Genomic DNA, 23084 nt, shown 5'->3' on the forward strand with positions numbered 1-23084 from the left:
GATGGAAGAGAAGGCTTTTCTTTTACTTATTTTCTTAAAATCGAGTTAAAACTTCACTTGAACTTTCTTTCTTTCTTCATTTGGGATATTCACCCAGACCGTCCTGTTTTCCTCATCATAATAATAAGTTTCCTGAGTCGTCTGTAGTTCATTCTTAGTGTCTACTTCTTTATACTTTTGTCCTGCAGCATGAACCTTTCTTGGTTCGGCCTTATCTTCTAATTTAACTTGATAAGCTGAGAGGCCTCCAGCATCTTGGCTGTTTCGTGTGATTTCTACTTTGTTTTTATTTTTGTCGACGATGTCAAAGTACTGATTATGGTCTTCTACAGCATGAAGCTGGACATTATCCAGAGTTAACGAAGCCCCTTCTTGCCCATTAATCAGACTTCCAATTTTTAATACCTCTCCTTCAGAGATTTCGACGTTTGAAATCGAAACTTCCGCCATTTCTTCTGTTTCTGGAATATAAGCCGTACGAGTATCTTCTCCGTTTTCAACATATAAGGAGGCATCCTCAAACGCCCCATTTCGTTTTACGTCTGCTGTCAGTGTATATGTTCCTGTTTTGGGAACCACATACTGCCAAGTGTCAGAGGAAAACGCCTCTTCCCCACTGATTTTCAGAGCTCCATCCTCAATCGAAGTGTTCACCATATTGCTTCTGCTCCAATGGTCAAACCCATGGCTGAAGCCCCCATTTCTCACGATTGAAGAATTTTTATCTACTGACTCGCCTAGCGTTAAGGAGTCTAAATTAAAGTTACCAGAAGCATAATCTACTTTCACAAGGTTTGTCCCCTCTTGTAGTTCTACCTCTGTTCCTTGTTCTTTCCATTTGCCATCTGTTGATTTCAGTTCCACAGGTTTTGCATCCGTAACGTCTCCGCTTTCCTCTTCTCTAACATTAACAACAGCTTCACTTGCTTCTCCTGCAGCATACTTCAAGTCTAAGTTATAGACGCCTGTTTCTGGAACGCTGATCGCATAAGTGACACTTTCTTTTTCCTCGTCTATATCCCTCAAGTAGCCAAATCCTTCATGACCGGCTGTTTCCTTGGAAAATTCCACATCTTTTGTATAAGAAGCCACTTCCGCTTCAAAGACTTTATCCACTTTGGATGGGATGACTTTTAAGAAAACACTATCATGCGGTTCTAGCGTTACAGAGTAATCAGACTGGAGTCCAAGGTCTTCATGCGTCCAAACATCACGTACTTGACCTTCCCCTATGCCCAGTTCTTCTTTGAAATCAAAATTAAAAGTCTGACTCTCATCCTCACGGTTAAACAAACCAACAGCCCATGAGCCATCTGGAAGCTGACCTACCCAGCGCTGGCTGTCTCGATTATCATTGGATTCGCCGTAATGTTCTGCATTTTCAAAGATGGGCTTACCGGCTAGTCCCATTTTATTAAACTCAATCAATTCGGTGTTTTGATAGTACTTATAATTTTCTTTAATCGTGTCATATTGGTCAGCGATCGCAATCGGAGATCCTGCGAGCGTATAGAGGGATAGAGTTGTTTTCTTCTCATTTTCCGAATGATCCCCTTCAAACGTATTCAGCTTCAAAAAGTCTCCGTCTAAGATCATACTGGAGCGTCCGCTGATATCAGAGAAACCAGTAAAACCTTGGAAAGAGTTGGCCCACTGCGACCAGCCTTCCTGCCATTCCTGGCGCCTTTCACTAATATGGTCCCAGCCGCCGCCAAATGCATCTTCATTAATTCGAATCATATCTCCATACTTTTGTTCAAGTTCTCCATGATTATATAGGTGAGGCATAACTAAACTTAAGAACATATCATTCTCTTCGGCTGCTTCAGACATCCATTTTAAATGCGTTTCGTAGTTGTCTCTGCCATGCGGCTCTCCCACTTTCCCAAGATTCGGATCCATTCCATCTTCATACCATGAGATAAAGTCAACACGTAAGAAATCAGCGCCTTGTTCTTTGAAAAAGTCGATATACCCTTTCACATATTTTTCAGCATCTGGATGTTCCACGTCTATCCAGTAAAGAGCACGTTCATTTCCTTGGCCGCCATTAAAGCGATCACCATCAGTCGGGTCGTCAGGGTCCCCCTGATCAATTAAATCTGCGACATAAGTGGGACCATCTGGATCATCTTCCGTTCCTTTTACGATATATTTATCTGGATTTTTCACAACTTCTGGACTTACCCATAGCGGATTATAATAGATCCCAAAATCCATGCCCTGCTCATTAATATAGTCACCCCAGAATTCCCAAGTATGCCCATCAGGATATTTCTCCGATGGATACTGAAATTCCTCTTCGCTTCCATCTTCCTCCGGCTTTTCTCCAGTCTTGTATAATTTCACGTCATCCAACTGGAAGGAACTGTGCTCTCCTGCTGCATCTACATTAAATTCTACTGTCAGCTGCCCATTAGTTACTTCGGCCTGAACTTCAAAAAGTCCATAGCGCGCTTCCCCATATTCATTGGCTAATCCATCATTTAATTCAACGACCTGTTCAGGTACATTCTCGCCATCAGCAACATCTTCATAATCGGTTAATTTCATATTAGCTGAACTCGTACCATCCAGATAATTGTCAACGTCATTTGGAAACTTCACCCGAGCTTCAACGGTATAATTGCCATCTTCTAATCCCTCTACTGTTTGCGAGATTTTGGCTGTATGGGGTTCAGGATCATAGACATATAGTTTTAACCCATCATAGGCATCGTTCGCATCGACACCCGTGGATGCATCCGTATCGATGGTCCAGCCCTCTGTACCTCCTGACTCAAAATCCCCATTGATTAACAATCCTGCTGCTTCTTCCTCACTTCCATCCATATTCAGTGGGCGCGACATCCAATTATCGTTATGACTCACCACATAACCATTTTTATTTAATAACGTCGCTCCCTCGATCCATCCATCCGTCGCGATCATGTCATATCCATAAGGCTGAAAATTTTCTGCCATCCAATCAATATTTTTCTTAAACCTGTCTTCAGGCATGTATGTATTTTTGTCATGCTGGTGCTCGTAAGTTGAAAAATACATGGGACCAGATCCCTCTCTAGTAAATTCACTGTCTTGAGCAGAAACAGTCGTGGCCAGTAAGGACGATAGAGCTAAAGTGGAAAGAACACAAAAAACTCCTTGTTTACTTACTAAGCTCTTATTTTTAGATTTACCTTTTCGTGGACGTTTGATCATTTGATCTCTCCTTTTATCATTTTTAAACATACCGTAAGCCAAAGAGAAACGGCAGCAGACAGCTCCCTAATACGTCATCTTTTCTCTCCCTTCAAAATTAGTTTTAGGTTTGAGTAAACGTTTACTCAATTAAAGTCATTATAAGCGCTTACAACTTTGAAGTCTAGTACTTTTTTGAAAATTATAATAATATTATATGATCTCTATTTACTTGTGGTAATAAAGGTAATACTATCTATCCAGTCCTTAGATACTAATTCTCACCACTACAAAGTAAACGTTTACTCTATTTCACATAAAAAAACCGTAAAAGAAGGCTTACGCCATAGCTTTTACGGATTCACGCTCAATCATCTGATGAGGCATGATAATACTACTTTGTGTGGAGTTCTTATCAGTTAATGCTTCAAACAATAACTCTGTTGCTTTTTCTCCCATTTCCCTTAAAGGCTGAGAAAGAGTTGTAAGCGGAGGGATGGCCATTTCAGAAATTTTTAGGTTGTCATAACCGACAACCGAAATATCATCGGGCACTTTAATATTCATGTGATAAGCTGAAGCCATTGCCCCAATAGCCATTTCATCGCTGGCTGCAAAGATTGCCGTTGTATGAGGGGCAGCTTTTATCAATTTCTCAAACATTTCCACCCCATGTTCGTAAGAAAAACCTTGAGCTGATACGACCACAGGGGAATCATTTCCTAACTGGTCTCGCATCGCCGCTTGAAAACCTTCAATGCGCGGAGAGCCAGCAATTGGATCTTGCTTTATTCCGCTGATCATCCCAATATTCTTATGTCCTTTTTCTATTAAATAAGATGTCGCTGTATACGCAGCATCGCGATCATCGACTTTCACATAAGGAAGAGGATGTTTGTGAGACTTTGTAGAAACCAATACGGCAGGGATGTTCATTCCTTTTATGGCTTCATAATACTCATCCTTAATTTCTTCACTGGCAAATAATATGCCCTCCACCCTTTTTTCACTCAACAGCTTCAAATAATCGAGGGTTTTCTTTCCTTGCGAGGCCGTATTGCAAACAATTACACTATGTCCTAAGTTATGAGTCACTTTTTCTATTCCATGCAACAACTCAGATGATACCATTCCAGAAATGTCTGGGAAAAGTACCCCAATTGTTTGGGTCCTGGTATTTTTTAACCCCCGAGCAACAGCATTCGGTTTATATCCCAGTTGTTCAATAGCCTCCATTACTAGTTCTCTTGTCTTCTCTGAATACCCAGCAGAAGTACTATTTAAGATTCTCGATACTGTAGCAATTGAGACATTGGCATAATTGGCTACATCTTTAATGGTTGGATTCATAACCTTTCTCCCTTTTCTAATAAACTAAGTAAACGTTTTCTATTTGGCTGTATCGTACGATATGTGGGTGGGTCTGTCAATTCCTTTCTATACTTTCCACATAAGCACATGTAGTCCTAAACTATCTGAACAGACCGAGTTTTGATACAGGATGGACAAACGTAACAGCATCTTCCCATCTATCTACAGGGCACCTCACTTAATTGGCTCTCATAAGCTCTAATATTTATGAGAGAATGATTTACAACTCTTTCGCATCCTTTAAATGTTTAATAAAAGATTCAGCGAATTGACGACAGCTTTGCGCATCCTCTTCATTAGGTGTTAGTTCCACTTTTAATGAAGGTAATATAACCGTTGCTCCACAGTCTGTAAATTGTTTCTCAAACTTATCTACGGCCCCGCCATAAATGGGATACAAGGAGTCACAAGATCCAAATAGCGCGACTTCTTTTCCTCCTAAATCAACCTCTCCCAGATCCTCAAAGAAGTCTTCTAATTCATAAGGTACATCTCCGTCACCCCACGTATAAGTACCAAATAAAATCGCATCATATTTAAGCAAATCCTCTACTTCTATCTCATCTACATCTATCTGGAACGAGGAAACAGGGAATCCATTCGACTTTAGTTGATTTTCAATAGTTGCAGCCATTTCTTCTGTGTTCCCTGACATACTTGCAAACAGCAAAATGATATTCGTCATAGTTCACCTCTCCTTACTCACATCTTAATTGATAATGATTATCAATGTCAATTAATGTTTAGACGGACCATTAAAATGTACTTGTTGTTTTTATCTCACGGGGATGAAAAGACAATGAATTTAAAAAAGTCCTTTCTTTCCCAATAGATATATTGGGTAAAGAAAAGACTTGTTAAAACTTGTATTCTACTTTTCCTGGAGCGAAAATTTCCTACATATTTTGAAGAATCTCTTCAATCACATCACTAGAATTTTTAGCAGCTTCTTCCACAAAATTCTCCTGAATATCGGATGCCTCTTCTCCTGCATCATCAGAAGCGGAACGAATCACAACATAAGGAATTTCATTTAGATAGGCCACCTGTCCCACAGCGGCACCTTCCATTTCTACAACATAAGCGTCAAATGTGTCGTAAATCCACTCTGTCTTTTCTTCGCTGGCGATAAATTGATCTCCTGTGGCAATGCGTCCTTCAAATACATCAACATAGTCAGGTAAGTCCTTCGTTCCTTCTCTAGCTAATTCAATCAGCTCTTCATCAGCTTCAAAAAATCTCGTATCCATGTAGGGAATTTGGCCAGGTTCATATCCTTTTGCCGTTTCATCCATATCGTGGTGTACCGTTTCAGTCGAAATGACGATATCCCCAAGACCTAAATCTGGGTGAATGCCTCCAGCAACGCCTGAATTAATGAGTTGATCTACATCAAATTCACTAATGAGCATTTGCGCCGCTACGGCAGCATTTACTTTTCCAATTCCTGATTGAACGAGGACGATATCCTGACCTTCAAGTTCTCCCTCATAAAAAGTCAATTCGCCTTTTTCTGTTGTTTCTTCAACCTCCATATTAGAGCGCAAGAGATCAATCTCCACTTCCATTGGCCCAATGATGCCAATCGTATTGCCTTCTTTCTTGTTTTCTTTTTCTGCAGTAGTTTCTTCTGCTTGCTGCCCACAGCCTGTAAGCATCAAAGCGGCCATCAATAAACCAAGAATATTGTTTGTTAGTGTACGATTCCCCATGTTTCTACCTCCTTCAGTTTATTTTGTCATCGACGAAATATACTCTCGCACTACCTCATAGACGTACTCTTGATTGGCTTGCGCCGTATCAGGGTCGTATTCCCCGTCATTCGTTTTATTGTTCGAGAGGATGCGAATACCTAAGTAAGGTACGTCATAGGCATCAGCCATCTGCGCGCCTGCCGCTCCTTCCATTTCTTCTACAGAAGTCTCGTAATTCTCATGAAACCAATTGATTCGGTCCACTTCGTTGTTCCAAAGGTCGGCGGAACCAATCGTTCCCTCAACGACCTTCCCTTCCTCATGCGAACCTTTCACGGCTTGAGCCGCTTCCAATAAGTCTTTATCACCATCATAATAACGGATGTTCTCTGCGTCAGGATCTTCACCCGCACTTCCTTCTGAAGCCATTAAATCCATCGGGATCCAATCGGTCGGTTCGATGCCTTCTCCTTCATCTCGATCATCTGTTTTTAGCGCTCCGATATTCGTCACTCGTTCACCTAACACAATATCGTAGACATTTAGTTCTGGGTCATGGCCGCCAGATGTCCCTTGATTAATAATCGCGATCGGGTCATACTTTTCAATCGCCAGCGTCGTTGCTGCCGCTGTATTTTCCATACCTTTTCCGGTTTTTGCTACAATGACGGGATAATCATCAACCGTCCCTATGTAAAAAACAAAATTACCAGACTTTTCTTCTTCTACATCATCTAATCGTTCGGCAAATTCTTCCGCTTCAATAGGCATTGGCCCTTGTACTAAAATCGGCTGCTTTTCACTCGTAGATGCTTCGCTTTCTCCTTGAGTAGAAGAGCTGCACCCTGCAAAAATGAATAAAATCAGCACAGTAAGGATAGCTAATAAGGCGTGCTTTTTCGTCATTCTGTTTCCTCCTTGTTGTTGGATACCCCCGGTGTTGGTCCCAGAATTTTATAAATCCAGATCCCCCTCACTCCGACCATATAAAAAGTCTAGAAGTTGGAACGAATGAACGTCCCTCTTCTAGACTTGAAGTTAAAGTAAATAAAGCTATAGCCAATACAGCAGCCAGCCGTTTACTTTAACTCGTAGTCTAGTTCTTTTAGTGGGAACCAGGTAGAGACACTCAGACCATATTACCGAGGATATACGAGTTATGATAATTAAAATAATTACTGTGCCACTATAGCAAACACTTTAAAGAGGATCAACACAAAAACCGAACTTTAATACTAATTAACTATATAATGTTCGTTTTTTATACCTTATAAAAGCATAAAAAACCAGATCCGAAATCGGATCTGGTTTTTTATCCTTAATTATATTACAGGTGTACGGTTACGTCCGCATCCTCACGAAGATCTTCGACTAGCTTTTGAGTCGCTTCTTGTTCTTTTTGAGTTTTCACTTGCTCTTCAAGATCTGGTTTTGCATCTTCATAAGAAGGCATTTCTCCACCTTCTTCACCCATTTGCTCTTGCTGGGCTTCCATCTGTGCATATGCTTCTTCCAGTTCTTCTTCTGTTGGCTCAGTATCGCCAGCTTCACTTGCAACAAGCTGGTCAACTTTCACTTGCGTTTCAAGCTGAGACATCACTTCATCTTCGCTCATGCCTTGTTCTTCCAGAGCAGCCAAGAATTCATCTTTAGACTCCATTTGGTTTTGCTGAGCTAGTTCTTCCAGCGTTTTATCCATTTCTTCTTGTGAAGCTTCATAGCCTTCTTCTTCTGCTTTCTGAGTTAGAAGCTCCTGTCCAACCAGGCTTTCAGCTGTCTGCTGCTTTAACTGATCTTGATCAAGCTCTTGTCCGGACATTTGAGACTGCATGGCCATTTGTTGGAAAGAACCTTCATAAGCAGATTCAAACTCTTCTTTATTGATTTCTTCGTTATTTACTTCTGCTACAACGTCAGGAACATCTTCTAAGTCAGGCTCAGGCATTTCAGGCTGTTCACCTTCTCCTTCACCTTCTCCTTCTTCCTGCTGCTGTGTTTCTTCTCCTTCACCTTCACTGTCACCTTCAGCTGAGTCTTCATCACTATTACATGCGGCCAAAAACATAACAAAAGCCGCCATGATTAAACTTAATAACCACTTTTTATTCAAGGTGTATTCCCCTTTCCGATTCATGATGGTTGTCATTGTAACATCAGTTTCCCCCGGGTAAAACACCTCTATTCTTTTCTATAACCCTTACAACACCTTTCAAACAAACCTCAACCCCTGTCATGAAAGCATTTATCACTGATTTATGTGAATTTAATATTAAATGTGGAAATTGTGTGTAAAAGGTGATTCAACCGCCTCACAGCGCAATTGAAACCACCTGCAGGTACGCTTGAACAAATAAATAAAAAGCCACTGCATATAAAATATTGAACTGGAAGCCATTTTTAAAAATGCTCAATCCATTTTCACTGCTTAACACAATCGCAGGAAGAATAAACGGAGAGAGCAGCGCTGAAATCACGCTTCCCGAAGTGATCGACAGTACGAGCAGCTCCGGCGGGTATGGTAAAGCCACATTTTGCAAAACCCCGCCAACAAGGACTAATACCGGTAGAGGACCAATGCCGAAGAAGCTCAACACGATCGGGACAAAAGGTAAAATACTTAAGATGTTAATGAATGGAACTGCCTGTTCCATAACTAAAATTCCGTCGATCAGCATTTTTCCCCAACCCGAAAGGTTCAACGCCACAATCACAAGACCTACGGATAATAGAATACTGAACTGCAGGGCTTTTCCTTGGGCATAGCCTGTAAAATAAAACTCTACTTTTTCCTTTAAACGAGCTGTTCTACCTTTTAATACAAAGTAAAGAAACGTATAGCTTAGTATAACGGGAGGGATGATCACAAGAATCTCTAACCCAAACACGCCGTGCAGGAAAAAAATCGTCCCAAAGATTAAGACAAACATGCTGGCAAATTCAATCACTTCACGGCTCAGTCTGCCTCTTTCTTGAGCTCCGATCGCTTGATCGATTTCTTCCTTCAAGGCAGAAGTGATATCAATGTTGTAATGCTTTTCTTCGAAATATGAAAAAACAACGGCAAGTATAACGGCAAACAGAGAGATCACCGCTCCTTGAAGCATGGAAAGCCATAACGAGGCATCTAAAAAGTCCACAATAAACACAAAGCTGGGAATACTAACAACCCACAGCGTACAAAGCGAAAATGCACGAAGCAGTGCCGTGCCTTTAAAATTCTCCCACGCCTCTCCTTTTCGATCCCCAAGAAGCTGCTGAATGAACTGATACACCGTCTGAATCGATCCAAACAGAAGGAAGAAAGATAATATCTGCGTAATAACCATAATTCCAAAGTAAAACCGCCGGCTCGTATTTAATAAATCCCCCGCAAACGACATAATCTTCTCTATGTAAGGTTCTTCATCTAACATCCAGCTGATAATCGGCACGATGAGCAAGATCGCAATCAAGCTTGTCATCTGGCGAAAGCCTTGCAAAATTCCTTCCGACAGAGATGAATCCGACATGAGTAATATAAAAAAAGCAAATCCGATTAAAAAGAACGGTAATATTCGTTTGTTCGCGGTTAAATAAAAGAGAGAGAAAACGAGGGATAAGACCCCTAAGATGGACAGCACGTTAAGTAAGAAGTCACTCTCCACCTCAAGTGTGACGTAAAACAGCAAAATGTATAAGTTAATGATGGCTGCGTAGAGAAATAACGAACCTTTCTTCATTGATAAAACTCCTGACTCTAGTGAATATTTCTATTATATGACTGCCCCCTTTCATAGTCTAATGTTACAACCCGTAAACTTAGCTATGAAGAAAACCCCAAACTTACACCTGCCTTTCATGTGACGAACATCACTTACACCCCATTCATTTTTTTATACGTTAGGAATATAAAAAACTGGAGGAATGAATATGCATAGTATAGATTTCCACAAGAATCCATTTATCGTCATTTGGGAACTTACGAGAGCATGCGAGTTACATTGTCTGCATTGCCGAGCTGAAGCCCAATATCACCGTCATCCTCTTGAACTAGATTTTGAAGAAGGTAAACAATTAATTGACTCTATTTGCGAAATGGATCATCCGATGCTGGTTTTTACAGGGGGTGACCCATTAATGAGACCTGACGTGTACGACATCGCCTCCTACGCGATTCAAAAAGGATTGCGTGTATCTATGACTCCTAGTGCTACCCCTAATGTTACAAAGGAAGCCATTCAAAAAGCGAAGGATGTAGGATTGTCTCGCTGGGCCTTTAGCTTGGATGGCCCTACAGCTGCTATTCATGATCACTTTCGGGGGACCAGTGGATCATTCGATTTGACAATGGATGCGATTACCTATCTTCACGAGTTAGAACTGCCTCTACAAATTAATACGGTCGTCTCAAGATATAACTATGATGTACTTGAAGAGATGGCTAAGCTTGTGGAATCTTTAAATTGTGTGATGTGGAGTGTATTTTTCTTAGTTCCGACAGGACGAGGAAAGGTTTCTGATATGATTTCCTCTTCTGAACATGAAAAAGTTTTTCAATGGTTAGACCGGTTAAGTCAACAGGTTCCTTTTGATATTAAAACAACAGCTGCTCAACATTATCGACGAGTCGTCATTACGAATAAAATGCGAAAAAACAAGGAAAAAAATCAACAGATTGAGTATCAAGATGCACTCAATTCAGGTGAAACAGACGTTTTCGACGGTCTTGGGCGAGCACCTAAAGGTGTGAACGATGGCAATGGGTTCGTTTTTGTTTCTCACGTTGGCGATGTCTATCCTAGCGGCCTATTGCCCATTAAAGCTGGAAATGTAAGAACTGAATCGCTTGCCGATATCTATCGTTATTCACCTATTTTCAAAGAACTGCGGAATCCGGACCTTTTCAAAGGAAAGTGTGGAGTTTGTGAATTTAGACATGTCTGCGGAGGGTCACGCTCTAGAGCCTATGCCCTGACTGGTGACTATTTAGAGAGTGAACCTGCTTGTGCTTATATACCAAAAAGTATGAGAAAGAAAGCGAGGTGACTGCTGTGAATCCACCAATCATCCAAGAGAATTTAAAAAAAGTTCCTTTATTCAAAGAACTTTCGGATGTTGAGATCGATCATATAGCCAATATTTCATCGGCGAGAATTTACAATGCCCGATCTTTTGTCTTCATGCAAGATGAACCATTGGATCGAGTTTATTTCATAGAGTCTGGCAAAGTGAAAATCTATAAAACGGATATCCACGGTAAAGAACAAATCGTCTCGATGCTAGAATCTGGAGAGATGTTTCCTCATGCTGGCTTCTTTCGTGGAGGACTAACTCCAGCGAACGCTGAAATCATGAAAAAATCTCGTTTGATTTGTATACCTATCCATTCTTTTGAACAAATCTTAGTCAATCATCCTGAATTGTGCGTTAAACTATTCAGAGTGTTAGGGAGTAAGATCATCGACCTCCATGATCGATTAGAGGAGCAAATTCTCCACAATACCTTCGAACAAGTGATTATGTTGTTAATTAGACTTGCTCGTACGAATGGTCAACCTTATAGAAATGGAGAATTTAAATTGACTAGCACGTTTACCAACCGAGAATTAGCGAATATGATTGGTACTTCAAGAGAAACGGTCAGCCGCACTTTGACGCAGCTGAGAAAAAAAGATGTACTTAAAGTATCAGAAGAAGGTTTTTTCATTATCAACCAAGAAAAGCTGGAAGAGGAAATGATTCCTTAACATTTTTTTATTATTTCATAGTCATGTGTGCACTATATCACTAATTTAAGAACCTCTCCCTGCTATTATAAAAACATACCAATACATGGAGGGATATTAAATGGTACAAACATTTGATGAACAGTGCATTGTCAGTGATATAGTGAAACAATTCCCTAAATCCAGTGACCTTTTCAAGTCCTACCGCATCGATTTTTGCTGTGGCGGTAACCGTCCTCTACGTGAAGCCATTGAAAAAAGGAACCTCCCCAAAGAGGAAGTTTTGCAACGGTTAAATAAGTTATATGAAGAAAATGAAGCCCTAAACCAAAAGCAAATCAATTGGGATACCGCTTCTTCTTCTGAGTTGATTGATCACATTATTCAGAAGCATCATCATTATTTACAAGAAGAACTTCCGAACCTCAGTCCTTTTGTAACCAAAGTTATGAAGGTCCACGGAGGGAAGCAGCCTCACTTACGGGTGATCCATAAACTCTTTAATGAATTAAAAACAGAGCTTGAACAGCACACGTTAAAAGAAGAAAATGAAGACTTTCCATTGATCATAGAATATGAGACCAACCCGACTGAAGAACAGCTTCAAATCATTCAGACCAAATTAGCTGACTTAGAAGATGAGCATAGTCACGCGGGAGATGTCTTAAAGGAACTCCGCGAGATTACGAATGACTACTCTCCGCCGGAGGGAGCATGTGGCACCTACCGTCTTGTGTACAATCGGTTAGAGGAATTGGAAGCAGAAACCTTCCAACACATCCACCTGGAAAACAATATCCTTTTCCCTAGATACATGTCTTAGTTCCTTTAATCATTCAAGAGGTTGGGACAAAAAATAGTAATCCAAAAAAGACCCGAACTATTCATTCGAATTGGATCGGGTCTTCTGCATTTAGCAGTCACCGCTTCGTCAACATCCTTCGCTTTTAAGCGGGCACGGCCTCAGCCTCCTCGGAAAGCAAAGACCGCTTTCCTGTGGGGTCTTCGGACTCGTGCTATTCCCACAGGAGACTTCGTATGTTGACTACGCTACTTAGTATTTTATTATTGGATTGTACGTACTAATGGCTATGTTAAGATTTCTATTAATAAATCCGATGCGACTTACTGGGTACCATTTCTATATGGGTGAGAAAAGGGACAGGGTAAACACCTCGCCTTCGACGGGAGAAGACGTCAATTCTTCTCGGGCTTTCGCTATATGGGGTCTTGCCAGCCCTGTTTTTCCCTCAAGAGTCTATTCGTTCCCTCCCCACAATCAACATCATTTAGGGAAGTGATTTCCTTCACTCTCCACACAACTATCAACGCAAATCTTCAACCGGGCATGACACAAAAAAAGAAGCTGCAATTATAGAGGTCACTGAAAAAATAAAAGTCGATGAAAGGTAGAATTTTAAAAAGCGGTTTGTGGGGAATTTAAATTTCCCACAGACCGCTTTTCTTCTAACTATTAAGAGATTTGCGCCTTCTCTACCTTCATAAGTTTAACGATTCGTTTCACTTAGCTGAAATAGACATCGCACCTTGTAACATACGGACGGGTTTTTCAATTGATCTCTGTTGATGCCACGATGAGCGTTCGGTGGTGACGCCTGGTCGATTAAAACCGGCCACGTCCTGTGGCCAACATCGACACTAGCACGTCCGGTGCGTCGCGGGAAGAGCGCGAGCCGAAGATCCACTTTAGTCAAGTGAACTTCTTGACCAAGTTAGCTGAGGCCGTGCCCGCGGCAAGCATCCACCGACTAGCGATTCGTGAGATTAACTACAAACTTTAACAGCTCTTTTAGATTAGAAAAGACTTTTTCAGTGTCCTCCAATTATAGAGCTTCTTTTTGGCAAAACTTCAATGAAAGAAAGTAACAATGACCATGGCACCAAATAAGATCATTAGATAATTTAAAGAATACAAAAACATCCAATGGGCCCATTTTAGATCATCTTTAACAAAGAATCCTTTGAGGGCGAGCACAATCCATCCAATAGATAGTAAAGTTGCAATGGTGAAAAATACCCAGCCTAACGAAGGGAGAAAAAAAGGTAACGGACATAAACACGTAACATAAACAAGCATGTGTCCCTTTGTATATTCAAATCCACGTTTAACGGGGAGCATAGCAACTCCTGCTGCTTTATATTCTTCACATTTTTTAATAGCTATGGCAAATGTATGGGGGATCTGCCAAATAAACAAACTAAGAAACAAGACAATCGGAACAATATGAAAGGCTGGTTCGATCGCTGCCCATCCAATCAATGGGGTCACGGCTCCAGAAATACTGCCGATTAATGTATTTAGGGTATATTTTCTTTTAGACCACATTGTATATAGGACCACATAGGTGAACCAGCCGACGAATGCATACATTGCTGCTTCTAGAGTTGTAAATAAAAGAATAATGAATCCGAGAATACTTAAAGCAATCCCCATCGTCAAAACGTTCTTCAGTGAAACCTTACCTGTAACTGTGGGGCGATCTTTTGTTCGTTCCATAACAGCATCTATATCCGCGTCATACCAATTATTAAGGAGTAAGGCGCCCGCCATAATGAAGGTACTACCTATGATCGTTAATAAAAACACATCCCAGTGTTCTTTAAAAGAAGCTTCCGTGTAGAAGAGTGCGAGCCAGAGTCCAGTGAATACGGGCAGAACATTAGATACCAGCACTACTGCCTTAAAAAGAGACTTTAAATCAGATCGCGTAATAAGTTTACTTTCTGAAGATGAATGATCGTTTAATGTCTTCTCCACTTTAATCACCTTGATCATTTTTGGATGGGTGCTCGGAATTGCTATAGATTTAAACGATCGAAATCAATAATGAAAGATGAGTACATCAGCCCCCTCTCCTATCGACGCTTAACTAGATAACGGCTATTCCACAATCAGAGTCGATACCATCTCTTCATGACCTGTGCCGCATACGATGCTGCACGTGATGGTATACTCGCCCGGCTCAAGTGTTGCTGTAGCTGAGCCTTCATTATCAATATTTATGTCGGCACCTTCAATTTCAATCCCATGCATCCCTTCTTCATTGGTAAGATTAAATGTGATTTCGCCAGCAGAAGCTATATAACTTTCTTCATTAAACTCCCAATTACTTGCTTTAATATCAACGGTTTCCCCTGCAGCTTCCGCTTCTCCCCCGTCTACTTTCTCGTCTCCGCTTCCACAGGCGGCTAAAGTAAACATAAGCACGATGACCAAGAAAGCAAAAATACCTTTTTTCATTGAGATAACCTCCCAAGTTTTATATTCTTGTGAATAAGACCCCTGATGATGATAAAGCCCAAATCCATTACCATGTTCGTATAGGTGGTGACCCTGGAGGGGCATGAAGAACAAAGTCCATAATCGGTACGACATACGCCATAGCAACCACCATGAGTAATAACACGATCCAAAGCCCCCATCGTTCAGTCCACATAGGCACTGGCCGGGCATCATCCTCAGGTTCAGCAACTGGATATTCAGTTTCGCCTTTTGGTGCGAAGAACATCATATTAAATACTGCATATACCTGAATAATGACACCGACTAGCAGCAACGTAGCTCCAATTCCCATAACATACTCATAGGGGATCCAGCTTAAAGCTGTTGGATGATCTCCATATGTTGTAAACGACGTCCGTCTTGGGTCACCTAGTAATCCTACTAAATGCTGCGAACCTGCCATAAGGATCATCCCAATGGTCCAAATAATCGTTTGAATCACACCAATTTTATTCATTTTTGGTGTGAGCTGGCGCTTTGATAAATAAGGAATCAACCAATAGGAAATCCCGAAAAATGTCATAACAACTGACATCCCTACAGTGACATGAAAATGACCAACTACCCACAACGTGTTATGAACCACTTGATTCAATTGATTACTCGTATTCACAATACCTCCGGCTCCCCCAGGAATGAAAGCAATCATCGCGATCATAGGGGCTAAGAACCGAACATCTCCCCACGGAAGCTTTTTAAACCATCCAAGCACCCCTTTTCCACCGAGTTTTCTTCCAGCACGTTCAAAAACAGCAAACATAGCAAATGCAGTCATCAAAGAAGGTACAGCAATGGATAAACTCATAAATACATGTAAAAATTTAACCGATAGAGAGATTCCCGGATCTACAATTTGGTGGTGAAACCCTCCAGGAATATTTAAGATCACTAACAAAATAACAACCAGCCGAATCAATTTTTCATTAAAATGCCTTCCCCCGATAATTTTCGGTACGATGACATACCATGCAGAAACAGCTACAAGATACCAAATATTCACTAATGAGTGACCAAACCACCAAAATAATGTACGGCCTACCATCACGTTTGTCGTTTCCACCAGCCCCATCGACCAGGGAATAAGGGTCAAAACTTCAATTGTTACACCGAGACTCGCAAAAAACCATAAGACGAATACACCCATCGCGAAAAATGCTAACAGCGGAACAGGCTGCCCTGGGTTTATTTTTTTCCAATGACGATGATTAATAAAAACCCCAAAACAACAAGCCCATATTCCTAAGACAAGAAAGACTAACCCAACATAAAATAACGGATGCGCCGCTAAAGGCGGATAAAATGTGTATAATACAGACGCTTCGTTTAAGACGATCATTACGGCAACCATGATGGTCCCAACGATCATGAGAGCGAAACCAATCCAAGCCAGTTTTCGAACTTTAGGCAGCAGTCCCCCAAATGAATGAGAAAGGTTGGCATATTGATAACCAATTGTAAAAGTAGTTGAAAAAACGAGAAGTAGTAGAATTCCGTGAGCGGTCAGCACTTGATAATAATTAAGCCATGGCGGCAGCTGTAAAAGTCCTGCACGCTCTAATCCTTGCAGCAAACCTAAAACCCCGCCAATAAGTAATGACACAAATGATACTGAAAAATAGGATAATGAAACCTTAGCATCTTCTGTATTTACACCTAACAAACTTGATTTTTGACTTATCGTTTCACGTAATGCATTTTCCATTTAAGTTCCCCCCTTACTGCACCGTGATGGTTGTTGACATCATCTGATGGCCAATCCCGCAATATTCATTACATAGTACAAGAAACTCGCCTGGCTCATTGAACGTGTGCGTGATTTTTTGAATATGTCCAGGCATGACCATAGCATTTATGTTGGTTCCAGCCACTTGAAAACCATGTGACACATCCGGTGATGCCATCGTAAAAGTTACTTCCGCTCCTACAGGCAGTTCAATATCACTTGGAGTAAATTGAAACGACTGCAAGATCATCACTACCTCATATTCGTTCTCCCCCATTTTCTTAACTCCAGGGTCATCGAAGGGAGCCGTTTGTGAAACTTTTTGAGGGTCAATGGTTTCCTTATGACTTGGCGGACCCATTCCCATCGCAAATGTTTGAAAACCAATAACGACCATGAATATAACCAAAAGCCCAATACTTAACGTCATCCAAATCTCTTCCAACCGATGCATAGCTCCTCACTCCCCTACACTCTTGACATATATAGCCAGAAAACGGATACCCATACAATTATGATTACTGCTCCTACAACCCCTACTGATACCAACGTGCCTCTTAGGGAATTCTCATCTTCGGCATTCGAACTTTTGACCGACTGCGTGCTCCTAGATAACTGACGTTCAGCCATCATCCTCGCCCCTTTCCCATTATTTTTCTATTCACCTTTATTCTAAATAGAAGGAGGCGAATCCGTAGTGAGGAGCATCACTGATTGCTTTTTTATTCAATATTTTATTACGACAAAAACCAGCATCTTCTTGAATAAAGATGCTGGTTTAGTCCAACGCCAATCGTTTACTATTCGTTAAGGAGGGAAAATAATTATTCTAAGTCCATAAAAAGCCCCTCTAAAGTTCAGTTACTCAAGAAATGCTGCTTGGAATTGACGCAAAATTCCATTATATTGTATAAGCAAGAAAGTCTTTAGATTATACTGAATGAAACATACTTGAAAGGATAGTGATTTAGAAGATGTTATACATATGGCATATCGAAAAAATCATTAAAAATACATTGCAAGAGCACAATCTAGATATAAACTATGAATTTAACAACAACTTAACTGCCCCTATGAGCTATAACGTATCGACGAATACCATCACGTTTAACTATTTAGAAGTGAATGGATATATCGGAAAAATTAAATTGAAGGAAACCGAAGAAAATTTCGTTAAGCTCATTGTTTATCATGAAATTGGTTATTATTTAACGTTCAAGAAGCACAAACATGACTTACGTACACTGATGTACGGGGAAGATGAAGAAATTGAAGAGCTTAAAGCGGAGATTGAGAGGAATGCCTGGGATTATGGGCGTACGCTGGTGCCTGATCATCTAGTAGAATCTTATGATAAAGTACGTGAAATGGATGGGATGCTGATTAAAGGTTTGTAGTTAGATCGAACAAAGATTTGAAGGCACAAAAATATTCAGCCTTTCTTTTACCACAACTGGTACAGAAGAAGGCTGAATAAAAATATACCCCCAACAATTAAGTTATGTCTGCGACGCACCGGAATCCCATGTTTCCTGTCGAACTGTCCATCGTATTCGAGCTGCGAGCCGCTGTTCGATAGCGATTGCAATAGGAGTGGTGGCACAGGTAAGAGCCGCCTCTCATCACTTTTGGCGACTGGCTGTTCAACCGGTTTGAATCTATTATTTTATCAGGAGTATTTGTAAACCAATCTGAGCACCATTCCCAGACGTTGCCCGCCATGTGATACAGTCCAAACCCGTTCGTTGGAAAAGATTGTACTGGGGCTGTGCCAAAAAATCCATCTTCCTCTGTGTTTTCACGCGGAAAATCGCCCTGCCAAATGTTACAGTAATGCTCTCCGTTTGGGGTCAGTTCATCACCCCAGGGGTATTTCTTTTGCTCAAGACCACCGCGGGCTGCAAACTCCCATTCCGCTTCGGTGGGCAGTCTCTTTCCCGCCCAATTGCTAAAGGCTGCCGCGTCATTCCAGGAAACATGAATCACTGGATGATCCAATCGGTCATCTATCGTTGATCCTGGCCCTTCCGGCTGATACCAATAGGCCCCTTCAACGGCCAGCCACCACGGTGTATTCGGCAGCTGCTGAACGTTGAATGGAGCGTCAGGAGAGATGAATTCATAAAAAACAAACGACCAGCCAAACTGCTCTGCCTCCGTTTGATATCCTGTTTCTTTTACAAATTGAGTGAAGTCCCCATTACTTACCGTATGGGCATCTATATAGAATGGATCAACTTTCACTTTCCTAACGGGACCCTCTCCATCAAACGGAAACCCTTCTTTATCCTCTGTCCCCATTAAAAAATCTCCACCAGGCAAGTACACCATCCGCTCCTTAAGCTGAACAGTTTTCTCTTTAGCCTGAAGCTTGGGCGCTGAATCTTCCTTTCCTTCTCTTTCAATATCAGCTCTGCTTGCTTGACAGCAGGGGGCTTGTTTCCCTTTTTCGTGCATCGTTTTCAACTCCTTTAGAGTTCGATCGTTGTAAACACTGGATAATGGTCAGATGGATACCGGCCATTCACTGTGTGTCGATCGACCTCTGTTTTTAAAACCTTCACCTCTGGTGTACAAAAGATATAATCAATTGGTTCGCCGTCCATTCCACCCTTAAATTGATGAAACGTTCGCCCAGGCGACCCATCTATCGCTGTAAACGAGTCTTTAAGTTTAGCCGTTAAACCGTTAATTGATGCTTCACCTCGTAAAAAACGCACGGCCCGCTCATGAGGACGACTGTTTAAATCACCCATCAGCATAGCCGGGACCTTCTTCTTAGCAGCATCACTTTGCATCCTATCCCAAATAAGAGCAATGCCATTCTCTCTCGCGACTTCACTTATATGGTCAAGATGAGTGTTATACACAATAAATTCATGACGAGGCGCATGTTTAACTTGAAAATGCCCCCATGTACAGATCCTCGGAAAATCACTTTCCCAGCTTATGCTGTTGGGCTCATGCGGCTGTTCAGACAGCCAGAACTGGCCGCTTTCCATATGAAACAATTTATGATGATTATAAAGAATCGGGCAAAACTCGTCGGACATGCCACCTCTTCTTCCTTCCCCGATCCATTGATAGTCCGGCATCATAGCTTCTACATCTTTGATCATCGGAAGTAAGGCTTCTTGAAGACCCATAACGAGCGGATGATGTTTTCGGATCAACTCAGGTGCTTTGTCGGTTCTATGCTTCCATGAATCTTTTCCATCCTGAGGGAGATCCACTCTTATATTGAATGTACCGATTTTTATCTCCATTTTCAAACCCTCTTTCGTTATGAATAAAGGACCAACTAACGTTCTAGTTGATCCTTTTTGCGCTATTATTGATTGAGTCGGTCGGTGAAAAAGGACATCCCCCGTTTATATGCGGTCAACCCATATAACATCGAGCTCCAATCAATTAACGTAATCTTCGTTGGATACCAGCGATCAGGCTGTTCCAAGTGCCACCACGAATAGCGGTGCAGCCCAAAGCGGTAAGCAGCCATAAGTTTCCTCTCATCATCTTTATCATTCGGGTTTTCATACGTATCAAACGGAAGGTGAAGGCGGTACAAAGCATATAAATCATAGATTCCCGCCGGATTGACCGGTAAGAATCCGGCTACGATATAGGCAGATGCGATATCTCCCGGCGAATTATTGATTTGATCCGCATGGTATCCTCCATGCAGTCCGTCATTTGGACCTGCGCCATATCCCCATACGTACGAAGGAACATCTTCAAGCTCTTTCCATTTTAATTGATCGGCGAGGCACGCATTTTTATAAAACTCACGATAGACCGGACTTTCTGCATATTCAGGCACAAGGTAAAAGGGAAACTGATGAACGAACGAAGATAAGAAGGATTCTTGTCCATGTTTCCCATTCGTATCTGTTAATACAGTAAGATTTCGATAGTTTACTTGAGGTAATTCCTTCATTTTCTTTTCAGAAAAACTGTTATGCCATAAGTGTTGAATCTCCTTATTTTCAGGCTGCCCCATCAAAGCCAGGTGAGCTACTAGCACGTATTCATTGTAGGCGGGAATCGGCAGCGTGCCCTGCCCATCTTTTACGACCATATGAATAGATCCATTGTCTTTATTCGCGACTACGATGCTCCAGTCGATTTCCTGCAGCAGATCATTGGCCATCCCTTCAATCTCAGGGAATGTCTCTTTAAAATGCCGGCCTGCAAACAGGGCACCTGCAACTAATAGAGACGTATCGATCGTTGAAATTTCAGATTGCAGGTTCTCTCCTGATTCCATATCGACAAAATGGGCGAAAAAACCTGTCTTCTCATCGCGCGCAGGCTGGCATCCATCGATGTTCCCCATAGCCGCGTTTAATGTAAGGATTGCTTTTTCACCAGCTTTTGAATCCCAGCCTTCCATGTCGGCTACACAAAGACCGATTAATCCCACTCCTGTAGCCGCAATGGAGCATTTGGATTCTGGATTTTCCTCAAACGTTTTGTAGCTGTCGGCATATAACCCCGTTTTAGGATGACGGGACGCATCAAGCAAACGGTAGGCACTCTCATACTGACGATCAAAAAACTTCTTCACGTGATCAGGTAATGTGGTATATAACTCGGTCTGATTTGGCATAAGTCACTCCTCCCTTACTGTTCTTGATTATAGATTTTTTGAAATTTTTGATGGCGTTGCTCCAATCGATCCGCTGCCTGATTTCTTCCTTCCTTACGCAGCCTTTCTACGTAACCGTGATAATGGCCTCTCGTATGGAAGGGACCGCCTTCTTGAATGACGTTCCACATCGGATCCGTCGGCGAATCAGAGGTAGCCATTTGCTCCGCTACCCACTCATCTAAAAGCCTTAATCCTTTTCCAACGATCTCTGGTTTTTCATCGACTAGATTGCTAGTTTCGTGCGGATCATTCTCTATATCAAACAACATTAAGTCAGGGAAATCTTTTAATCCATCATGATATGTCCGAATTAACATCCAATGATCAAAACGAACCCCTCGCTGGCAGCTCCATGCCGCCTGACTGACGACAAGGTAAGGACGCCCGGCTTCTTCTCCCTTCGTGATGGCCGGAAGAAAACTAGTACCGTCCCAGCGTTCACGCTGTTCCCCTCCAATTAGTTCAATTAATGTAGGCCCTACATCAATTTGATAATGAAAATCGTCATCTACATGGCCCTGCTTTAAATCCGGCCCTGACATTATCAGAGGAATGCGACTTGTGATATGGTCAGCTGTCTGGTGGTCGCCGTACACATTTAATTCTCCCTGGTTTTCCCCATGGTCTGCCGATATGATAATCGTTGTTTCTTCCAGCAATCCTTCTTCTTCAAGTGCCTGAAGGAGCTTGCCAATATGGTCATCAACATGTCGGATCGCAGTATCATAGCCGTCAATCCAGCGTTTAAAATCGTCAACCGAAGCGATTTCTTCTGGAAGATTCGGCCTTTGGTGTCTGGCTGGAATTTCTCTTGCACTCATCGGCCCGAAGCTTTCTCGATGCTCCGCAATAATGTCATCAGTAAGCCAATCTGGGGCTGGATCATGTTCAAACGGGTTGCCGTACTCTTCCGGTGTTCGATAAGGTGTGTGTGGATCCCAGAAATTCAAGTAGAGGAACCAGTCTTCTTTTTCCGTCGCTTTCCCTTTAATCCAGCGTAAAGCTTCCTTTGATACGTCACCGGCTGTTTCTCCCGCATGCTTACCAGTATCATGCATTTCGAGAAATCCTTCTAACACATTCCACTTCGCATGACGGCCTGGGAAAGGACTGATCATCGCTGTATGATGCCCTTTAAAACGAAGCTCTTCCACCCATGCCTGGTAAGGACTATGGTGATGATTGAAAGGACGATCCGCGCCAATCGGCCGTACATCCGCATCCAGCCCGCCATGGTTAATGGAGCCCGTATGGATACCGAACCTGGAATTGAACAGCGCGTTTCTCGAAGGTGCACATGGCGCATCGGAAGCATAATAATTCGTAAATCTTACACCCTTCTCAGCAATGCTGTCGATGTTAGGAGATGTGTTGCGATGGTAGCCATACGCACCCAGGTGATCGGGACGTAAGGAATCAATATCAAGGTATAGGATTTTCATAGTTATCTTCCCTT

General features: G+C 41.9%; 20 protein-coding genes and 1 riboswitch. Of the genes, 4 read left to right on the forward strand and 16 right to left on the reverse strand.

Going from position 1 to position 23084, the window contains the following annotated elements; all coding sequences use genetic code 11:
• Positions 1 to 45 precede the first annotated feature (45 nt).
• The 7 genes from IEV27_RS13885 to IEV27_RS13915 form a co-directional block, all read right to left on the reverse strand.
• Positions 46 to 3201, reverse strand: coding sequence for a CBM35 domain-containing protein (locus IEV27_RS13885; protein WP_188378089.1), 3156 nt, complete (start codon positions 3199 to 3201; stop codon positions 46 to 48).
• 318 nt (positions 3202 to 3519) lie between these two features.
• Positions 3520 to 4530 carry a LacI family DNA-binding transcriptional regulator gene (locus IEV27_RS13890; protein ID WP_188378090.1) on the reverse strand — a complete coding sequence of 337 codons (1011 nt, stop codon included), beginning with the start codon at positions 4528 to 4530 and terminating at the stop codon, positions 3520 to 3522.
• 241 nt (positions 4531 to 4771) lie between these two features.
• Entirely contained in the window at positions 4772 to 5236 is a 465-nt protein-coding gene (locus tag IEV27_RS13895) for a flavodoxin (RefSeq protein ID WP_188378091.1), read from the reverse strand.
• A gap of 211 nt (positions 5237 to 5447) precedes the next feature.
• A complete protein-coding gene (locus tag IEV27_RS13900; protein WP_188378092.1) occupies positions 5448 to 6263 on the reverse strand; it encodes a 5'-methylthioadenosine/adenosylhomocysteine nucleosidase in 816 nt (271 codons plus the stop codon).
• Positions 6264 to 6281: 18 nt separating this feature from the next.
• On the reverse strand, positions 6282 to 7151 hold the full coding sequence (locus IEV27_RS13905) for a 5'-methylthioadenosine/S-adenosylhomocysteine nucleosidase (RefSeq protein WP_188378093.1): 870 nt from the start codon (positions 7149 to 7151) through the stop codon (positions 6282 to 6284).
• A 166-nt stretch (positions 7152 to 7317) separates the two neighbouring features.
• A riboswitch (purine riboswitch) is annotated at positions 7318 to 7421 on the reverse strand.
• A 151-nt stretch (positions 7422 to 7572) separates the two neighbouring features.
• Positions 7573 to 8355, reverse strand: coding sequence for a SurA N-terminal domain-containing protein (locus IEV27_RS13910; protein WP_229735342.1), 783 nt, complete (start codon positions 8353 to 8355; stop codon positions 7573 to 7575).
• A 199-nt stretch (positions 8356 to 8554) separates the two neighbouring features.
• Entirely contained in the window at positions 8555 to 9964 is a 1410-nt protein-coding gene (locus IEV27_RS13915; RefSeq protein ID WP_188378094.1) for a hypothetical protein, read from the reverse strand.
• Between the two features lie 190 nt (positions 9965 to 10154).
• On the opposite strand from IEV27_RS13915, the gene IEV27_RS13920 reads away from it, so the two are divergent.
• The 3 genes from IEV27_RS13920 (at position 10155) to ric (ending at position 12773) form a co-directional block, all read left to right on the forward strand.
• Positions 10155 to 11270, forward strand: a complete 1116-nt coding sequence (locus tag IEV27_RS13920) for a TIGR04053 family radical SAM/SPASM domain-containing protein (protein ID WP_188378095.1) — start codon at positions 10155 to 10157, stop codon at positions 11268 to 11270.
• A 5-nt stretch (positions 11271 to 11275) separates the two neighbouring features.
• Complete coding sequence (locus IEV27_RS13925; RefSeq protein ID WP_188378096.1) at positions 11276 to 11971, forward strand: Crp/Fnr family transcriptional regulator; 696 nt, start codon at positions 11276 to 11278, stop codon at positions 11969 to 11971.
• A 100-nt stretch (positions 11972 to 12071) separates the two neighbouring features.
• Positions 12072 to 12773 carry an iron-sulfur cluster repair di-iron protein gene (gene ric / locus IEV27_RS13930; protein ID WP_188378097.1) on the forward strand — a complete coding sequence of 234 codons (702 nt, stop codon included), beginning with the start codon at positions 12072 to 12074 and terminating at the stop codon, positions 12771 to 12773.
• A 1047-nt stretch (positions 12774 to 13820) separates the two neighbouring features.
• On the opposite strand, the gene cyoE is transcribed toward ric, so the two are convergent.
• The 5 genes from cyoE to IEV27_RS13955 all read right to left on the reverse strand — a co-directional run bounded on the left by cyoE (position 13821) and on the right by IEV27_RS13955 (position 17610).
• Positions 13821 to 14747, reverse strand: coding sequence for a heme o synthase (gene cyoE / locus IEV27_RS13935; protein WP_188378098.1), 927 nt, complete (start codon positions 14745 to 14747; stop codon positions 13821 to 13823).
• Between the two features lie 105 nt (positions 14748 to 14852).
• Complete coding sequence (locus tag IEV27_RS13940; RefSeq protein WP_188378099.1) at positions 14853 to 15212, reverse strand: cupredoxin domain-containing protein; 360 nt, start codon at positions 15210 to 15212, stop codon at positions 14853 to 14855.
• A 67-nt stretch (positions 15213 to 15279) separates the two neighbouring features.
• A complete protein-coding gene (locus IEV27_RS13945) occupies positions 15280 to 16956 on the reverse strand; it encodes a cbb3-type cytochrome c oxidase subunit I (RefSeq protein WP_188378100.1) in 1677 nt (558 codons plus the stop codon).
• Between the two features lie 13 nt (positions 16957 to 16969).
• The gene (locus tag IEV27_RS13950; protein ID WP_188378101.1) at positions 16970 to 17431 is read right to left on the reverse strand and encodes a cytochrome c oxidase subunit II; all 462 of its coding nucleotides are present in this window, start codon (positions 17429 to 17431) and stop codon (positions 16970 to 16972) included.
• Between the two features lie 14 nt (positions 17432 to 17445).
• Positions 17446 to 17610, reverse strand: coding sequence for a cytochrome c oxidase subunit 2A (locus IEV27_RS13955; protein WP_308808327.1), 165 nt, complete (start codon positions 17608 to 17610; stop codon positions 17446 to 17448).
• A gap of 341 nt (positions 17611 to 17951) precedes the next feature.
• Here IEV27_RS13955 and IEV27_RS13960 point away from each other — a divergent pair, with 341 nt between their 5' ends.
• Complete coding sequence (locus IEV27_RS13960) at positions 17952 to 18374, forward strand: hypothetical protein (protein ID WP_188378103.1); 423 nt, start codon at positions 17952 to 17954, stop codon at positions 18372 to 18374.
• A gap of 97 nt (positions 18375 to 18471) precedes the next feature.
• Here the strand turns inward: IEV27_RS13960 and IEV27_RS13965 are convergent, their stop codons facing one another.
• From IEV27_RS13965 to IEV27_RS13980, 4 genes are all read right to left on the reverse strand, one after another.
• Complete coding sequence (locus IEV27_RS13965; RefSeq protein WP_188378104.1) at positions 18472 to 19434, reverse strand: formylglycine-generating enzyme family protein; 963 nt, start codon at positions 19432 to 19434, stop codon at positions 18472 to 18474.
• 14 nt (positions 19435 to 19448) lie between these two features.
• The gene (locus IEV27_RS13970; RefSeq protein ID WP_188378105.1) at positions 19449 to 20243 is read right to left on the reverse strand and encodes an endonuclease/exonuclease/phosphatase family protein; all 795 of its coding nucleotides are present in this window, start codon (positions 20241 to 20243) and stop codon (positions 19449 to 19451) included.
• 65 nt (positions 20244 to 20308) lie between these two features.
• Positions 20309 to 21586: a hypothetical protein gene (locus IEV27_RS13975; RefSeq protein WP_188378106.1), complete on the reverse strand. Its 1278-nt coding sequence runs from the start codon at positions 21584 to 21586 to the stop codon at positions 20309 to 20311.
• A 14-nt stretch (positions 21587 to 21600) separates the two neighbouring features.
• Positions 21601 to 23070 (reverse strand): sulfatase family protein, encoded by a 1470-nt coding sequence (locus IEV27_RS13980; protein ID WP_188378107.1) that lies wholly within the window; start codon positions 23068 to 23070, stop codon positions 21601 to 21603.
• Positions 23071 to 23084 lie beyond the last annotated feature (14 nt).

Source organism: Halobacillus andaensis (assembly GCF_014636475.1).
Classification (GTDB): Bacteria; Bacillota; Bacilli; order Bacillales; family Halobacillaceae; genus Halobacillus_A; species Halobacillus_A andaensis.

Excerpts from the sequence above, each read along its gene's own strand:
- IEV27_RS13885 (WP_188378089.1), bottom strand. The coding sequence starts at position 3,201 with ATGATCAAACGTCCACGAAAAGGTAAATCTAAAAATAAGAGCTTAGTA.
- IEV27_RS13890 (WP_188378090.1), bottom strand. The coding sequence starts at position 4,530 with ATGAATCCAACCATTAAAGATGTAGCCAATTATGCCAATGTCTCAATT.
- IEV27_RS13895 (WP_188378091.1), bottom strand. The coding sequence starts at position 5,236 with ATGACGAATATCATTTTGCTGTTTGCAAGTATGTCAGGGAACACAGAA.
- IEV27_RS13900 (WP_188378092.1), bottom strand. The coding sequence starts at position 6,263 with ATGGGGAATCGTACACTAACAAACAATATTCTTGGTTTATTGATGGCC.
- IEV27_RS13905 (WP_188378093.1), bottom strand. The coding sequence starts at position 7,151 with ATGACGAAAAAGCACGCCTTATTAGCTATCCTTACTGTGCTGATTTTA.
- IEV27_RS13915 (WP_188378094.1), bottom strand. The coding sequence starts at position 9,964 with ATGAAGAAAGGTTCGTTATTTCTCTACGCAGCCATCATTAACTTATAC.
- IEV27_RS13920 (WP_188378095.1), top strand. The coding sequence starts at position 10,155 with ATGCATAGTATAGATTTCCACAAGAATCCATTTATCGTCATTTGGGAA.
- ric (WP_188378097.1), top strand. The coding sequence starts at position 12,072 with ATGGTACAAACATTTGATGAACAGTGCATTGTCAGTGATATAGTGAAA.
- cyoE (WP_188378098.1), bottom strand. The coding sequence starts at position 14,747 with ATGATCAAGGTGATTAAAGTGGAGAAGACATTAAACGATCATTCATCT.
- IEV27_RS13940 (WP_188378099.1), bottom strand. The coding sequence starts at position 15,212 with ATGAAAAAAGGTATTTTTGCTTTCTTGGTCATCGTGCTTATGTTTACT.
- IEV27_RS13945 (WP_188378100.1), bottom strand. The coding sequence starts at position 16,956 with ATGGAAAATGCATTACGTGAAACGATAAGTCAAAAATCAAGTTTGTTA.
- IEV27_RS13950 (WP_188378101.1), bottom strand. The coding sequence starts at position 17,431 with ATGCATCGGTTGGAAGAGATTTGGATGACGTTAAGTATTGGGCTTTTG.
- IEV27_RS13955 (WP_308808327.1), bottom strand. The coding sequence starts at position 17,610 with ATGATGGCTGAACGTCAGTTATCTAGGAGCACGCAGTCGGTCAAAAGT.
- IEV27_RS13960 (WP_188378103.1), top strand. The coding sequence starts at position 17,952 with ATGTTATACATATGGCATATCGAAAAAATCATTAAAAATACATTGCAA.
- IEV27_RS13965 (WP_188378104.1), bottom strand. The coding sequence starts at position 19,434 with ATGCACGAAAAAGGGAAACAAGCCCCCTGCTGTCAAGCAAGCAGAGCT.
- IEV27_RS13970 (WP_188378105.1), bottom strand. The coding sequence starts at position 20,243 with ATGGAGATAAAAATCGGTACATTCAATATAAGAGTGGATCTCCCTCAG.
- IEV27_RS13975 (WP_188378106.1), bottom strand. The coding sequence starts at position 21,586 with ATGCCAAATCAGACCGAGTTATATACCACATTACCTGATCACGTGAAG.
- IEV27_RS13980 (WP_188378107.1), bottom strand. The coding sequence starts at position 23,070 with ATGAAAATCCTATACCTTGATATTGATTCCTTACGTCCCGATCACCTG.